Origin of the sequence: Natrinema ejinorense (assembly GCF_002494345.1) — an archaeon.
In the GTDB taxonomy this organism is placed as follows: Archaea; Halobacteriota; Halobacteria; order Halobacteriales; family Natrialbaceae; genus Natrinema; species Natrinema longum.
Genome location: NZ_NXNI01000001.1, coordinates 2454802 through 2469603, shown reverse-complemented (window position 1 = coordinate 2469603; position 14802 = coordinate 2454802). Strand labels below are relative to the sequence as shown.

Sequence of the window (14802 nt, the reverse complement as noted above, 5' to 3'; positions counted from 1 at the left end):
GTGCCTTACTGACTCTCGAGCAACTCGCTTGCCGTCACCAGCGACTCTAGTTCGACGCCGGCATCCTCGACGGTCTCGCGGCCGCCTTCCTCGCGGTCGACGACGACCAGTGCACGGTCGACGGTCGCGCCCGCGTCCCGCAGGGCCTCGACGGCCTCGACGAGGCTCGTCCCCGTCGTGACGATGTCCTCGACGACGACGACTTCCTCGCCGTCGGCGAGTTCCCCCTCGATCAGGTTCCCGGTACCGTACTCCTTGCGCTGCTTGCGCGCGATGACGTAGGGGACGCCGGCCGCGACGCTCGTCGCGGCGGCCAGAGGGACGCCACCGAGTGCGACGCCGCCGAGTTTGTCGTCCGCGTCGAGTCGCTGGGCGAAGGCCTCGGCGATGGACTCGAGGCAGTCGGGATCGGTCTCGAAGAGGTACTTGTCGACGTAGTACTCGCTGGTGCCGCCATGGGAGAGTTCGAACTCGCCGAATTGGACGGCGTCGGCCGCGCGAAGGGCGTCGATGAGGTCCTGATTCGTCATTGCTCGAGAGAGCGTCCCGCACCGAAATAAGCGGTGTGGAACCGGACCGGTCGGTCGCGCTCGAATCGGCGTCGAGGATCGGAGCCGATCGCTCGAGCGCGACGCACTGACTGCGTTCCGCTGGAGGTATCTTTTTATCCTCCACTCCCAACTGTTCCGTACGATGACACCAACCAGGGCGGACGAACCACACCCGGACGTGCAGGCGTTTCTCGAGCTATACAACTCCCTCGATACGCCCTCGTTCGACGAGGTTTCGGCACAGGAGGCTCGCCGGATGTTCGCCGAGATGCAGGTCACCGACGAGCCCGCCATCGACCTCGAGTCCGTCGCGGATCGGACCATCGACGGTCCCCACGGCGACCTGCCGATCAGGATTTACGATCCAGGAACCGACGGCGAGGACCGGCCGCTACTCCTCTACTTCCACGGCGGCGGCTGGGTCATCGGTAGTATCGACACCCACGACGGCACCTGCCGCAAGCTCGCCGCCGAGTCGGGGTATCCCGTCGTCAGCGTCGACTACGGCCTCGCGCCCGAACATCCCTTCCCCGAGGGGCTGGAGGACTGTTATGCCGCCCTCGAGTGGGCCGCCGACGCGGCCGACGAACTGGGCGCAGACCCCGAACGGATCGCCGTGGCGGGCGATAGCGCCGGCGGTAATCTGGCAGCGGGACTGTCCCTGTTCGTTCGGGATCACGGCGGTCCCGAGATCGCCTATCAGTTGTTGATCTACCCCAGTACGGGCGATGCGACCGAGACGGCAGCCTACGAGGAGAACGGCGAGGGCTACCTGCTCACGGCAGAGGAGATGGAGTGGTTCCGGGATCACCGCTTCGAGCGCGTGATCGATCAAGGGAACGTCTACGCGATGCCCCAGCTCGCACACGACCTCTCGGAGCTGCCGCCGACGACGGTCCTCACGGCCGGCTTCGATCCGCTCCGGGACGACGGGGCGAACCTCGTCGAGCGGCTCGAGGACGACGGCGTTCCCGTCGAGTACCACCACTACGATGACGTGATCCACGGCTTCTTCGGCATGGTTTCCGAGCCGGTCGATCTGGATCGGGCCCACGAGGCACACGCCCAGGCGGTTTCGGATCTGCACGCAGCCCTCGAGTGAGTTCGCCACCGCGGCGAGTCGTCGACGACGATCGAGTCCGACGTCGCGGAATCTGCGGACGGACCGACGCCGGACTTGATGGCGGATGGCCGCTATCGTAGCCACTGAAACGAGTTCCACACCGACCGCGACGCCGTCGTTCGGTCAGGTGTGCATCGACGTGCAGTGGCTACGATAGAACGAGCCGCCGCCGTTTCGAAGCGAACGCAGCCGACAACCGAGCGACGCCTACCAGGGCTCGTTCTTCAGCCCGAGTTTGTACGCGATCATGTTCGTCGTCACGTGGAGGATCGGCGTGAGGACGACGACGACGAGGATGACCTCGAGCGTGAACCACTCGCGGAACCAGTCGGTCGCCAGCAGCGCGGTCAGCGGCAGGGAGACGACGACGAAGTCCAACTGGTCGAGGCCGGGGAACATCGCGCCGCGCTCGCGGCCGCTTCGACGTTTCAGAAACGAGGCGAGGATGTCGCCGAGCATCGCGCCGCCGGCGAGACCGAGCGCCGCGGACGGGGAGAATTCCGGAACCGTGAAGCCGAGCAGACTACTGACGTCTTCCGCGAGGAGGGTCAACGCGGCCGCCAGCGCGAGGCCCGCAGTGACTCCGATCGCCGTCCCGCGCCACGTCTTGCCGTTTCCGAGTACTCGCTTCTCACCCCACGTCCGGCCCCCGTCGATCGGTCGGCCGCCACCCGCCAGTACCGCGGCGTTGTTGGGAACGTAGGCGGGCAACATCGCCCAGAACGCGATCGCGATAGTCTCGAGTACTGCCATATCGGCCGGGAGGAACCGACGTGTCTTAACGGGCGGTGGTTCGGCGGGAGCGATTCCCGACCGCATCGCCGGGGATCCGGCAGCTCACAATGTAAACAGTATCTGTGTTCTATATACACGAAAAACTTTTATTACTCCTGATCGATGCACCTCGTAGAGCCCCTGTCACCATGCCACGAGAGCATATTTTCGACGAAGCCGAGTACGAGCGGCGGGTCGCTCGAACGAAGGAGCGGCTGCGCGAGGAGGACCTCGACGCCATCGTCGTCGCCGATCCGGCGAACATGAACTACCTGACGGGGTACGACGGCTGGTCGTTCTACGTCCATCAGGCCGTCGTGGTCACGCCCGACCGCGAGGAGCCCGTCTGGATCGGCCGCGACATGGACGGCGGCGGCGCGCGAGCGACGACTCATCTCGCCGACGAGAGCATCCGCGCGTACAGCGACGACCACGTCCACTCGCCACACGACCTCCACCCGATGGACTACGTCGCGGGCGTCCTCGAGGAACTCGAGGTCGACGACGGTCGGATCGGTCTCGAGATGGACGCCGCCTACTTCACCGCGAAGTCGTACACTCGATTGCAGCAAAACCTCCCCGACGCCGAGTTCGAGGACGCGACGCTGCTGGTCGGCTGGGTCCGGATCAAAAAATCGGAGCAGGAACTCGAGTACATGCGCGAGGCCGCCCGCATTTCGGAGAACGCGATGCAGGCGGGCCTCGACGTCATCGAGGCGGGCGTCCCGGAGTACGAGGCCGCAGCGGCGATCTACGAGCAGTTGATCACCGGCACCGACGAGTACGGCGGCGACTACCCCTCGATCGTCCCGCTGATGCCCTCGGGCGATCACACCGGCACGCCACACCTGACCTGGACCGACCGCGAGTTCGAAGACGGGGATCCGGTCATCATCGAACTCTCGGGCTGTCGCCACCGGTATCACTCGCCGCTGGCCCGGACGACGTTCGTCGGCGACCCGCCCGAAGAACTCGAGGAGACCGCCGAGATCGTCGTCGAGGGACTGGAAGCCGCACTCGACGCCGCCGAACCGGGCGTCACCTGCGAGTCGGTCGAGAAAGCCTGGCGCGAGACGATCGCACAGTACGGCCTCGAGAAGGAGGACCGCATCGGCTACTCGATGGGGCTTGGCTACCCGCCGGACTGGGGCGAACACACCGCGAGCATCCGCCCCGGCGACGAGACGGTGCTCGAGGAGGACATGACCTTCCACATGATCCCCGGCATCTGGACCGACGAGATCGGCATGGAGATCAGCGAGACGTTCCACGTCACCAGCGACGGCGCGGAGACGCTGGCCGACTTCCCGCGACAACTGTTCACGACGTAACGCGATCCGTCTCGACCACCCCACCCCCGACACTATTGCCATACCAATGACGACACCATCGCCCGCAACCGAGAGCACATCCGAGGACGACCTCGATTCGGCGCTCGTCACCGCCCGCCGACAGTTAGAGCGAGCAGCGACCCACGCCGACGTCGATCCCGGCGTCGTCGAACGGCTGAAACACCCGACGCGGGTCCAGCAGGTATCGGTCCCCCTCGAGCGCGAGGACGGCACCGTCGAGGTCTTTACGGGCTACCGGGCACAGCACGACGACGTTCGGGGCCCCTACAAGGGCGGGCTCCGGTATCATCCCGAGGTCAGCGCCGAGGAGTGTACCGGGCTCTCGATGTGGATGACCTGGAAGTGTGCGGTGATGGATCTCCCCTTCGGCGGCGGGAAAGGCGGGATCGCCGTCGATCCCAAGTCGTTGACCGGCGAGGAGACCGAGCGGCTCACCCGTCGGTTCGCCGAGGAACTGCGCGACGCCGTCGGCCCGACCAAGGACGTCCCCGCGCCGGACATGGGGACCGACGCCCAGACGATGGCCTGGTTTATGGACGCCTACTCGATGCAACAGGGCGAGACGATTCCCGGCGTCGTCACCGGGAAACCACCCGTCGTCGGCGGCTCCTACGGTCGGGAGGAGGCTCCCGGTCGCTCGACCGCGATCGCCGCACGCGAGGCAATTCAGTACTACGATCGCGAGGTCTCGGAGATCACCGTCGCCGTCCAGGGATTCGGCAGCGTCGGAGCCAACGCCGCCCGCCTGCTCCACGAGTGGGGCGCGTCGATCGTCGCCGTGTCGGACGTCAACAGCGCGCTCTACGACGTCGACGGGCTCGACGTCGAGGCGATCCCGTCCCACCACGAGGAGCCGGAGGCGGTCACCAGCTTCGCGAACGACCTCGACGGCGACGACAGCGTCCGGCGGCTCTCGAACGCGGACCTGCTCGAGTTAGACGTCGACGTCCTGATCCCGGCGGCCGTCGGCAACGTCATCACGGCGGACAACGCCGACGCGATCGCCGCCGACATCGTCGTCGAAGGAGCTAACGGGCCGACCACGTTCGCTGCCGACACTATCCTCGAGGAGCGGGACGTGCCGGTGATCCCGGACATCCTCGCGAACGCGGGCGGCGTCACGGTCAGCTACTTCGAGTGGCTCCAGGACATCAACCGCCGCCAGTGGTCGCTCGAACGCGTCAACGAGGAACTCGAGGAGCACATGCTCGAGGCCTGGGACGACGTTCGCGCGGAGGTCGACGCCGAAGGACTGACCTGGCGTGACGCCGCCTACGTGGTTGCGCTCTCCCGAATCGCGGCGGCAAAGGAGACGCGCGGGCTCTGGCCGTAGTCGAACCCGACCAGCAGCCACGACGGGAGACGTGGTAGCGGAGTTCCCCGGCGATCCGGAACGGGAGAAGGGAAGGGCTCATGTCCCAGCGGTCACATGCGTCGATAATGGCGTCGTGGAAGCGGACGTTCGCGAGCGGGTTGATCCTCATCGGGCCGATACTCGTCACGCTGTACGTCGTCTACCGGGCCTACGCGATCGTAACCGGTATCACGCCGACGCCCACGTTCGACGCCGCGATGCTGGCCGGCACCATCGGTCACGAGCCGACTCGCATGCTGATCGTCCGCCTCCTCCAGATTACCGCTTCACTGAGCGCCTTTCTGCTGTTGACGATCGCGGTCGGCGTGTTGACCCGAACGACGATCGGTGACGTCTTCGCGCGGACCGTCGACGGCATCGCGAACCGCGTTCCCGGCCTGCGCGTCGTCTACAACGCGTCCAAGATCGCCGCCGAAACCACGCTCGGCACGGAACAGGCGTTACAGGAGCCGGTCAGGGTCCAGAGCTGGGACGACGTCGAGATGCCTGCCTTCAAGACCGGACACACGACCGACGACGGGCGAGTGGTACTGTTCATTCCGACGGCGCCGAACGTCTCCTCGGGGTTCGTGGTCGAAGCCGACGCCGACCGGGTCACCGAAACGGACGAAACTGTCGAAGAAACGCTCGCTCGAGTGCTGAGCGGCGGGTTCGGCGAGTCGAAACATCCCCAGAAGAGCGATCCAACGGTCCCGTTCGACACGGCCGACGATCGGACGACGGACGAAGAGCGACGGTAGGCGGACTCGAGAGCCTACCAGAGACGACGAGAGCGCGGGAGAGAACTCGAGTGGAGACGGCGAGACGCGACAGTGCGTCGATTCGATTCCGTGAGGGGGTCTACCGCGAAAGCGCAGCCGCGAGTTTTTCGATCGGGTGGGGCGGGTCGTCACAGCCGTCGTAGCCGGAGAGCTGGGTCCGGCAGGACGCCCCCGGCGCGACGACGGTCTCGCCGTCGCTGTCGTCGACCTGATCGAAGAGAATTCGCGCGATCGACTGGCTCAGCGAGTAGTGTTCGGCCTCGTAGCCAAAGGAGCCGGCCATGCCACAACAGCCCGAATCGAGCGCGTCGACCTCGTAGCCGGCCGTCCGCAGGACGGCGGCCGCGTGTCCGTCTTTCTTCGTCGCCTTCTGATGGCAGTGGCCGTGGTAGGTCAGCCGTTCGCCGGGCGCGGCGGTCGGCAGGTCGGCTGCCAGTTCGAACCGGTCGAGATACTCCATGACGCCGTAGGTGTTGGCCGCGACCCGCTCCGCGTCGCGTCCGGACAGTAGGTCCAGATAGTCCGACTGGAGCATCACCGCGTCCGAGGGCTCGACCAGGACGACCTCCCAGCCGTCCTCGATTCGGGGAGCCAGCGCCTCGACGTTGGTTCGGGCGCGCTCGCGCGAGACGTCGAGGAACCCCTTCGAGTGCGCCGGCCGGCCGGTCGAGGTCACGCCGTCGGGGAGTTCGACGCGGACGCCGGCCGTCTCGAGCACCTGCACGGCCGCCTTCCCCGCTCGCGGATGGTTGTAGTTGGTGTAGGTATCGGGGAAGAGTAAGACCGTGCGCGTGGCCTCCTCGAGCGGGACCCGGGAGCCGCCACGGGCCTCGAACCAGTCCGCGAAGCTCTCGCTCGCGAACGTCGGTAGGTCGCGTTCGCGCGCGATGCCGACCGTTTTCTCGGCGATCGTGCCGGCACCGGGCAGCGACGCGGCCCAGTTCGAGAGGGGCGCGAGCGCCGAGCCGACGGCGTTGAGTCGGTCGACGTTGGCGAAGAGCCGATCGCGGAGGGACGCCCCGTTTTCCTCGTGGTTCGCGTGCTCGACTTCGGCTTTGAGTTTGGCCATGTCGACCTCGCTCGGACAGTCCCGGGCACAGCCCTTGCAGCCGATACAGAGGTCCATCACCTCCGCCAGGAACTCCGGATCGGCGGTCTCCGCGTCGAGTTCGCCGTTCATCGCACCGCGAAGCATGTTCGCGCGCCCACGGGTGCTCAGACTCTCCTCTTCGGCCGCGCGGTAGGTCGGACACATCACGCCGCCGGTCGTCTCCTGACTGCCCCGACAGCCGGCACAGCCGTGACAGAGTTCGACCATCCCCTGCATGCCGTTGTCGACGTCCCACTCGAGGGCGGGCTCGAAGCCGGCATCGAACTCGTAGTCGGGCGAGAACCGGAGGTGCTCGGTCATGTCGTGATCGCCACAGACGGTGCCCGGATTGAGGAGCCAGTCGGGGTCGAAGGCCGTCTTCAGGTCGCGGAACAGCGACCAGACGTCCTCGCCGTAGAGTTTCCGGTTCCACTGGGTCCGAGCGCGCCCGTCGCCGTGTTCGCCCGAGACCGACCCGCCGTACTGGACGACGAGATCGGTCACGGCGTCGGCGATCGCCTCGAACTGGGTCAGCCCGGCCGGACTCTTGGTATCGACCAGCGGCCGCATGTGCATACAGCCCGGCCCGGCGTGGGCGTAGAAGCTCGCGAACGTGTCCTGTTCCTCGAGTACGTCCTGGAAGTCGGCGACGTAGTCCGCGAGGTTCTCCGTCGGGACGGCCGTGTCCTCGATGAACGAGATGTGCTTGGCGTCGGAGGTCCGCGAGAGCAGGATCGGTGCCGCGCTCTTGCGGAGCTTCCAGAGTTCCGCGCGATCGGCGGGCTCGTAGGCCTCGAGGGCGTCGAACGCGCGGACGGGGGCTTCACCGGCCTCCCGCTCCTGGACGGTCGTTCCGCCGTTCGGTGTCGGGGCCTGCGGTTCCGGGAGCCGGTCGGCGAGCATTTCGGACACGTTTCGCCGCGCGTCGGCCTCGCTGTCGGCGTAGAACTCGACGAGCAGCGCCGTCTCGGTCCCCTCGGGGAGGGTCGCCGCGAGGTCGGCGAACTCCTCGGTGTTCCGGGCGAGTTCGAGCAACACGTCGTCGATCGCCTCGATCGCCGCGGGGTCGTAGTTGCGGACGATCGTGTCGACGTCGGCCATCGCCTCGAGCAAGTCCTCGTAGGTCAACAACGCGACGCCCGTCGTCTCGGGAACGGGCTCGAGCGAGACGGTGGCCTCCGTGATCACGCCGAGCGTCCCCTCGCTGCCGGCGAAGACGCGGGCGAGGTTGACGGTCGCGTCGGGCTCGGGATCGCCGTCGATTTCGACCGTCTCGTCGGTGTTTTCGTCGAACGCCTCGGGCTCGCCGTAGGCTTCCGCGACCAACCGATCGAGGTTGTAGCCGGAGACGTTCCGTTTGAGTTGTGGGAAGACCTCGCTGATCGCCGCGGCTTCCTCGTCGACGACGCGGCGCAGTACCTCGGAGATCCGCTCGAGGAAGTCGCCGTCTGGATCTGCGTTCTCGCGGAGGTCGGCGACCGTCACTTCGCCGAAGCGCTCGACGGAGCCGTCGGCGAGGACGACCTCGACCTCGTCGACGTAGGCGTCGGTCTTGCCGTACTGCAGCGAGTGTGCGCCCGTGGAGTTGTTGCCGATCGCGCCGCCGATCGTGCTGCGATTTCCCGCCGCGGGATCGGGCGCGAACTTCAGGTCGTGGGCCTCGAGTGCGCCGTTGAGGTCCGCGAGGACGGTTCCGGCCTGGGCCGTCGCGTGGCGTTCGTCGGGCGCGACCTCGAGTACGTCGCCCATGTGCGTCGTGAAATCGAGGACGACGGCCTCGTTGACCGCCTGGCCGGCGAGGCTGGTGCCACCGCCCCGGGGGAGGACCCGTATCCCGTTGTCCGCGCAGTACTCGACGACTGCAGCGACGTCGTCGGTCGAGCGCGGAAGGACGACGCCGACCGGGGTCACCTCGTAGGCGCTCGCATCGGTCGCGTAGAGTCGCCGGCTGTACTCGTCGAACCGGACCTCCCCGTCGATCCGCTCGTCGAGGGCCGCGACGAGTTCGGGCCGATCGATATCGCCGCCCACGTAGTCGTAGTCGGCGCGCGGGTCCGCTGCGGGATCGCCGGTTCGCGGATCCGACGGCGGTCCGAGCTCCCGCTCGTCCGGGGTCGACGTCCGCTCGCTGTGGTCGGTCGTCGACCGCGAGTTATCGGTCGCCATCTTACGCTGCGTCGGCGTCCGGCTGGAAGACGGCGTTTTCGAGCTCGCCGCCGGTCTCGAGGGCGTCGACGTTGCCCGCGACGATGTCCGCCAGCCGGTCCCAGTGTTTCGGCGTGTGACCGCCGGTGTGGGGCGTGATGAGACAGTTCTCGAGGTCCCAGAGCGGGTGATCGGCGGGGAGCGGCTCGGGGTCGGTAACGTCGAGTGCAGCGCCGCGGATCCCCTCGAACTGCAGCGCCGAGACGAGCGCGTCGGTATCGACGATGCCGCCGCGGGCCGCGTTGACGACGACCGCGTTCGGGGGGAGCGTCGCCAGTTCGTCCTCGCCCACGAGCCCGCGAGTCAGGTCGTTGAGCGGACAGGCGAGGACGACGTAGTCGCTCCGGGAGAACGCCTCGTGAACGTCGTCCGTCTCGAAGCCGAGCACCTCGTCGGTGGGGCCGCCTTTCTCGGGGGTGTAGCGGATGCCGATCGTCTCGACCTCGAACCCCTCGAGGCGCTGGACGATCTCCTGCCCGATCGAGCCGAGACCGACGATCGTGACGGTGCTGTCGGTAAATTCGTGGGACTGGAAGTGCCGCCACTCGCTGTTCTCCTTGCGCCGCCAGCCCTCGTGGAGCCGGCGCGCGAAGACGAGCATGTTGCCGATCGATTGCTCGGCGATGCCGGGCGCGTGGATGCCCCCCGCGTTCGTCACGGTGACGCCGTGGTCGGCCAGCGCGTCCATCGGCACGTGGTCGGTGCCGGCGAAGGTACACGCGAACAGTTCGAGACGGTCGGCCCGCTCGAGGAGGTCGGCATCGATCGTGATCCCGGTGACGACCCGTGCCTTCGGAACGAGTTCGCGCTCCGCTTTCGGCGTCCGCGCGAGCGCGACGGTGTGGTCGGGCAACCGATCGCGAAGCGTTTCGGCGTACGATTCCATCGACAGCCCTTCCGTCCCCTCTCGAAGAACGACGACGTCTGGATCGGTGCTCATAGGGTTGGTACGTTGGCCTACGATTGTCATCGGCCGACTTATTCCTTTTGTGTATCCATCGTAAACACTGATTGTGTATAATTAAGTTGCTGGGGCGCGTCAGCGACTCGCATGAACGAGCCGATACGGGACCGCCTCGTGTCCCTCCGGCGGAGTCTGCACCGCTACCCCGAGCCCGCGTGGCGCGAGTTCTACACCACCGCTCGCGTCGTCGAGGAAATCCGGGCTATCGGCGTCGACGAACTGGCCGTCGGCCCGGACGCCTACGACCCCGCCGATCGGATGGCCGTCCCCGATGCCGATCTCACGCCGTGGCTCGAGCGCGCCCGCGAGCGTGGCGCGGACGACGCGCTCCTCGAGCGGATGACCGGCGGCAACACCGGCGCGGTCGCGGTCCTCGAGCGCGGCGAAGGGCCGGCGATCGGGCTGCGCGTCGACATCGACGCGCTGTTCATCGAGGAATCGACCGACGATGATCACGACCCCGTCGACGAGGGCTTTCGCTCGGAGATCGACGGGACGATGCACGCCTGTGGCCACGACGCCCACATGACCTGGGGGCTGGCGACCCTCGAGGCGATCGCGGAGAGCGACTTCTCGGGACGGCTGGTCGTCTTCTTCCAGCCCGCCGAGGAGACCGGCGGCGGGGGCTGTCCGATGGCCAAGAGCGAGTTCGCCGACGACCTGGACTACCTGCTCGCGATCCACGTCGGACTCGACCACCCGACCGGCGAAGTGGTGGCCGGCATCGAGAAGCCACTGGCGATGTGCCACGTCGACGCGACCATCGAGGGGACCTCCGCGCACGCCGGGAAGGCCCCACAGGAAGGCGACAACGCCATGCACGCCATGGGGACGGCGATCGAGAACGCGTACGGGATCCCCCGGCACAGCGACGGGATGACCCGCGTCAACGTCGGGAAAGCGGAAGCGGGGACCGCGAGCAACGTCATCGCCGAGCGCGCACACATGGAGGCCGAAGCCCGCGGCGAGACCACCGCGCTGATGGAGTACATGGAACGACGACTCGAGCGGACGGTCAAGTCGGCGGCGAAGATGCACGGCTGCCGCGCCACGGTCGACGTCGTCAGCAAGTCGCCGCGAGCCGACAGCGATCCCGAACTGCAGGCGCTGGTCAGCGAGATCGCCGGCGGCGTCGAGGGGATCGAGCACGTTCTGCCGGCCGCCGACTTCGGCGCGAGCGAGGACGCGACTTTCCTCATGGAGCGCGTCCAGCAGGACGGCGGCCTGGCGACGTACATGATCGTCGGCACTGACCACCCCACGAGCCACCACACGCCGACGTTCGACGTCGACGAGGAAAGTCTGCGACACGGCCTCGACGTGCTGGTCGGGACGATCCGGGAACTCGAGCACCGACATCCGGTTCCACAGGTCGACGCGATGGCGGACGACGGACAGGTCGACGACGTGGCAGGCGGCGGGGACGCCGAGATCGACGAATGAACGAGAGCAGCGACTCGACGGGGATCGACGGGGCCGGTGGATCCCGCGTCACTCGCGAGGACGTCGAGGCAGCCCGGGAGCGTCTCGCCGATGTCGTCCACCGGACGCCCCTGGACACCTCGCGGACGTTCGCCGAGATGAGCGGTGCGGCCTCGGTGGGCCTCAAACTCGAGAACGTCCAGCGGACGGGCTCGTTCAAGATTCGAGGCGCGTACAACACGATGGCACAGCTGTCGCCCGCCGAGCGCGAGGCGGGCGTTATCGCCTCGAGCGCGGGCAACCACGCCCAGGGCGTGGCGCTGGCTGGCGACCGACTCGATATCGAGACGACCATCGTCGTCCCCGAGGTCACCCCGGCCGCGAAGATCGAGGCCACCCGCGGCTACGGTGCCGAGGTGGTCGTCGAGGGCGACATCTACGAGCGCTCCTACGAGCACGCCCTCGAGCGCGCCGCCGAGACCGGTGAGACGTTCGTCCATCCCTTCGACGACGAGGCCATCGTCGCCGGACAGGGGACGGTCGGTCTGGAGTTGCTCGAGCAATACCCCAGCATCGACACCGTGCTGGTCGCCATCGGCGGCGGCGGGCTCGTCTCGGGCATCGGGACCGTTCTGAAAGCAGCCGAGCGCGACGTGCGCGTCATCGGTGTACAGCCCGAGGGCGCGGCGCACGCGAAACCATCGCTCGAGGGGGAGGAGATCCACGAACTCCCGGACGTCGACACCGTCGCGGAGGGGATCGCGGACACGCGCATGCTCGAGACCACCTTCGAGATCGCTCGCGACGTCGTCGACGACGTGGTGAGCGTGAGCGATCGGGAGATCGCCGCTGCCGTGACGCTGCTCGCCGAGCGCGCGAAGACGGTCGCCGAGAGCGCCGGGGCCGCCCCGCTGGCCGCCGCGCTTTCGGACGAGTTGGACCTCGAGGGAGCGCACGTCGGCGTCGTCGTCTCGGGCGGGAACGTGAACCTCACCGAGCACGCCGAACTCACCCGGACCGGCCTCCACGAACTCGAGCGCTACACCGAGGCGAGACTCGCGCTCGAGGGGTGGCCGACGGCGGTCGGCGACGTAGTCGAGACCGTCGAAGCCGAGGGTGCCGAACTGGACGTCCTCGAGCGCGCCCGTCGAACGTCGGTCGATCACCCGAATCGGACGCCGGTGACGATCGGGCTCGAGGGGAGCGGACCCAAGCATCTCGAAGGGGTGCTCGAGGCGCTGGCGGGGCTCGAGGACGTGGCGGTCGTCGAGCGCTCGATCGAGTAGCCGCCGGCCGTATTCCCGTTCGTCCGACGAGGAGGACCGGCCGGCGATCCGACGAATGTCAACGAAACGTTTTCTACACTGCGTAGACAAATCCGAACGTGAATCGACCGGTCGTCTATCACATCTCACAAATGGTCGTCGGCGTCGGCCTCGCCCTGATCGCGGTTTCGAACGTCGTGACTGGCGATCTCGACGGGTTCGTGATGCCCGTCAGCACGGCATTGATGATCATCGGCGGCGTCGGGATCGTGCTCGGTAACGGCTACCATATTCTGAACGAGAACGCCGACCGCGTCGACGTCGGGCCCGTGAGCTTCTGGCTCTCGATCGTCGCTGCGGTGCTCATTCTGATCGCGGGCGTGTTGTCGTTCGCGGTCTAACGCGGAGCGGCGGAGTCGTTCCTCGCGCTCCGGTCGATTCAGCGAGTCGGGATTCGGGTATCTGGCCGGCGAAAGGAGATCAGCGGGCTCGAATGGTGCGGTTAGGGAAACGACGTTCGATCGGCGGGAACGAGGACCGTCAGGCCGCCTTCGCGCTCGCGCCGACGGCCTCGATCGCCTCGAGGAAGATGTCGATCCCCATTTCGATCTCGCGTTCGGTCGAGTCCAGCGGCGGGAGCAGCCGAATGGTCTTCTTGCCGCAGCCGAGCGTCAGGAGGCCGCGCTCGAGGGCGGCCTGGACGACCGCACTCCGGCGCTCGGGGGTGTCGAACTCGACGGCGAGCATCAGGCCCTTGCCGCGGACGTCCTCGACGTAGTTGGGTGCATCGTCGCGCAGAAGCTCTTTGGCCTGCTCGCCGCGCCGAGTCGCGTTGTCGAGCAGGTCGTGTTCCTGGATCGCCTCGAGCGTCAACGCGCCCATCATCGAGCCCAGCAGGTCGCCGCCGCCAAACGTCGATCCCAGCCGGTTCTTCTGGCTGGGGAAGACCTCCGACCGCGAGATGGTCGCGCCGACGCGCAGGGCCTTCGCGCTGGCGATGACGTCGGGTTCGATGGGATAGTGATCGGAGGCCCAGATCTCGCCGGTGCGGCCCACGCCCGACTGGATCTCGTCGACGACCAGCGGGATGTCGTACTCGTCGGTGACGTCCGCGACCTCCTGCATGAAGGCCTCGCTGGGGAAGCGGTAGCCGCCGACGCCCTGGATGGGCTCGAGGGTGAGGAAGGCGATCTCGTCGGGATTGATGTGACCGCCCTCGGGCGACAGCGAGTTACGGAGTTGCGAGCCCGGATCGGTGAAGAAGCCACAGTCACAGCTATCGGCGTCACAGCCGCGATCGGCACAGAACGGGACCGTTTCGATCCCGCTGATCTCGGGGTAGTGGCGCGTGTAGACCTCCTTGGACTTCGTCAGCGAGAGCGTTCCGAGGGTGCGGCCGTGGAAACTCCCGGAGAAGGCGACGCCGTATTTCGCGGGCGCTCGCCGATCGTGGGTGATCTTCATCGCGTTCTCCATGGCCTCCGCGCCGGAGTTCGAGAGGAAGACGGTGTCCATGCCGTACTGACTCGAGACCTCGGTGAGCTTCGCCATGAGGTGACTCGAGCCGGGGAAGTCGGCGTCGTCGGGGCTCGGGCCGGAGCCGAAGTACATGTCCTGGCCGGCGATCTTCATCGGCTCGACGAGGTCGAACTCCCGGAGCTTTCCGAGGACCTTCTCGTTGTTGTAGCCAAGCGGTGCCGCGCCGATGTGGCAGGTGAAATCGAGGAGCACGTTGCCGTCGACGTCGGTGACGAACGGCCCGTCGGCCTCGCGAGTGATGTCCCAGACGAACTCGTGGGAGTACTCGCTGGGCGCGGAGTACTCCTGGTGGAAGTCCACCCACTGCTGGGCGTTCGGACCCGGAATCGCGTCCGCGTCGGGTTCCGCTGTGTCCCTGTCCATACACAGTTTATGTGTACC

The 14802-nt window shown here is 67.2% G+C and carries 12 protein-coding genes; 7 read left to right on the top strand and 5 right to left on the bottom strand.

Annotated elements, in window-relative coordinates:
- Positions 1–5: 5 nt before the first annotated feature.
- Positions 6–530 carry an orotate phosphoribosyltransferase gene (gene pyrE / locus CP557_RS12290; RefSeq protein ID WP_097380177.1) on the bottom strand — a complete coding sequence of 175 codons (525 nt, stop codon included), beginning with the start codon at positions 528–530 and terminating at the stop codon, positions 6–8.
- A 163-nt stretch (positions 531–693) separates the two neighbouring features.
- On the opposite strand from pyrE, the gene CP557_RS12285 reads away from it, so the two are divergent.
- Entirely contained in the window at positions 694–1653 is a 960-nt protein-coding gene (locus CP557_RS12285; protein ID WP_211290202.1) for an alpha/beta hydrolase, read from the top strand.
- A gap of 228 nt (positions 1654–1881) precedes the next feature.
- Here the strand turns inward: CP557_RS12285 and CP557_RS12280 are convergent, their stop codons facing one another.
- Positions 1882–2427 (bottom strand): CDP-2,3-bis-(O-geranylgeranyl)-sn-glycerol synthase, encoded by a 546-nt coding sequence (locus CP557_RS12280; protein ID WP_097380175.1) that lies wholly within the window; start codon positions 2425–2427, stop codon positions 1882–1884.
- Positions 2428–2597: 170 nt separating this feature from the next.
- On the opposite strand from CP557_RS12280, the gene CP557_RS12275 reads away from it, so the two are divergent.
- From CP557_RS12275 to CP557_RS12265, 3 genes are all read left to right on the top strand, one after another.
- A complete protein-coding gene (locus CP557_RS12275; RefSeq protein WP_097380174.1) occupies positions 2598–3779 on the top strand; it encodes a M24 family metallopeptidase in 1182 nt (393 codons plus the stop codon).
- Positions 3780–3825: 46 nt separating this feature from the next.
- A complete protein-coding gene (gene gdhB / locus CP557_RS12270; RefSeq protein WP_097380173.1) occupies positions 3826–5133 on the top strand; it encodes a glutamate dehydrogenase GdhB in 1308 nt (435 codons plus the stop codon).
- A 107-nt stretch (positions 5134–5240) separates the two neighbouring features.
- On the top strand, positions 5241–5915 hold the full coding sequence (locus CP557_RS12265; RefSeq protein ID WP_097380172.1) for a DUF502 domain-containing protein: 675 nt from the start codon (positions 5241–5243) through the stop codon (positions 5913–5915).
- A gap of 100 nt (positions 5916–6015) precedes the next feature.
- Here the strand turns inward: CP557_RS12265 and CP557_RS12260 are convergent, their stop codons facing one another.
- Together CP557_RS12260 and CP557_RS12255 are read right to left on the bottom strand one after the other, a co-directional pair.
- Positions 6016–9192 carry an FAD-binding and (Fe-S)-binding domain-containing protein gene (locus CP557_RS12260; RefSeq protein WP_097380171.1) on the bottom strand — a complete coding sequence of 1059 codons (3177 nt, stop codon included), beginning with the start codon at positions 9190–9192 and terminating at the stop codon, positions 6016–6018.
- Position 9193: 1 nt separating this feature from the next.
- The gene (locus tag CP557_RS12255; protein WP_097380170.1) at positions 9194–10171 is read right to left on the bottom strand and encodes an NAD(P)-dependent oxidoreductase; all 978 of its coding nucleotides are present in this window, start codon (positions 10169–10171) and stop codon (positions 9194–9196) included.
- 111 nt (positions 10172–10282) lie between these two features.
- On the opposite strand from CP557_RS12255, the gene CP557_RS12250 reads away from it, so the two are divergent.
- The 3 genes from CP557_RS12250 to CP557_RS12240 all read left to right on the top strand — a co-directional run bounded on the left by CP557_RS12250 (position 10283) and on the right by CP557_RS12240 (position 13283).
- Positions 10283–11638 (top strand): amidohydrolase, encoded by a 1356-nt coding sequence (locus CP557_RS12250; protein ID WP_097380169.1) that lies wholly within the window; start codon positions 10283–10285, stop codon positions 11636–11638.
- Positions 11635–12903 (top strand): threonine ammonia-lyase, encoded by a 1269-nt coding sequence (gene ilvA, locus CP557_RS12245; RefSeq protein ID WP_097380168.1) that lies wholly within the window; start codon positions 11635–11637, stop codon positions 12901–12903. Before CP557_RS12250 ends, ilvA begins: the two co-directional genes overlap by 4 nt.
- 98 nt (positions 12904–13001) lie before the next feature.
- Complete coding sequence (locus CP557_RS12240; RefSeq protein ID WP_143825067.1) at positions 13002–13283, top strand: hypothetical protein; 282 nt, start codon at positions 13002–13004, stop codon at positions 13281–13283.
- 139 nt (positions 13284–13422) lie between these two features.
- On the opposite strand, the gene CP557_RS12235 is transcribed toward CP557_RS12240, so the two are convergent.
- On the bottom strand, positions 13423–14784 hold the full coding sequence (locus CP557_RS12235; protein ID WP_097380166.1) for an aminotransferase class III-fold pyridoxal phosphate-dependent enzyme: 1362 nt from the start codon (positions 14782–14784) through the stop codon (positions 13423–13425).
- Positions 14785–14802 lie beyond the last annotated feature (18 nt).

Excerpts from the sequence above, each read along its gene's own strand:
- CP557_RS12250 (WP_097380169.1), top strand. The coding sequence starts at position 10,283 with ATGAACGAGCCGATACGGGACCGCCTCGTGTCCCTCCGGCGGAGTCTG.
- CP557_RS12235 (WP_097380166.1), bottom strand. The coding sequence starts at position 14,784 with ATGGACAGGGACACAGCGGAACCCGACGCGGACGCGATTCCGGGTCCG.
- CP557_RS12275 (WP_097380174.1), top strand. The coding sequence starts at position 2,598 with ATGCCACGAGAGCATATTTTCGACGAAGCCGAGTACGAGCGGCGGGTC.
- pyrE (WP_097380177.1), bottom strand. The coding sequence starts at position 530 with ATGACGAATCAGGACCTCATCGACGCCCTTCGCGCGGCCGACGCCGTC.
- CP557_RS12265 (WP_097380172.1), top strand. The coding sequence starts at position 5,241 with ATGGCGTCGTGGAAGCGGACGTTCGCGAGCGGGTTGATCCTCATCGGG.
- CP557_RS12285 (WP_211290202.1), top strand. The coding sequence starts at position 694 with ATGACACCAACCAGGGCGGACGAACCACACCCGGACGTGCAGGCGTTT.
- CP557_RS12280 (WP_097380175.1), bottom strand. The coding sequence starts at position 2,427 with ATGGCAGTACTCGAGACTATCGCGATCGCGTTCTGGGCGATGTTGCCC.
- gdhB (WP_097380173.1), top strand. The coding sequence starts at position 3,826 with ATGACGACACCATCGCCCGCAACCGAGAGCACATCCGAGGACGACCTC.
- ilvA (WP_097380168.1), top strand. The coding sequence starts at position 11,635 with ATGAACGAGAGCAGCGACTCGACGGGGATCGACGGGGCCGGTGGATCC.
- CP557_RS12255 (WP_097380170.1), bottom strand. The coding sequence starts at position 10,171 with ATGAGCACCGATCCAGACGTCGTCGTTCTTCGAGAGGGGACGGAAGGG.
- CP557_RS12260 (WP_097380171.1), bottom strand. The coding sequence starts at position 9,192 with ATGGCGACCGATAACTCGCGGTCGACGACCGACCACAGCGAGCGGACG.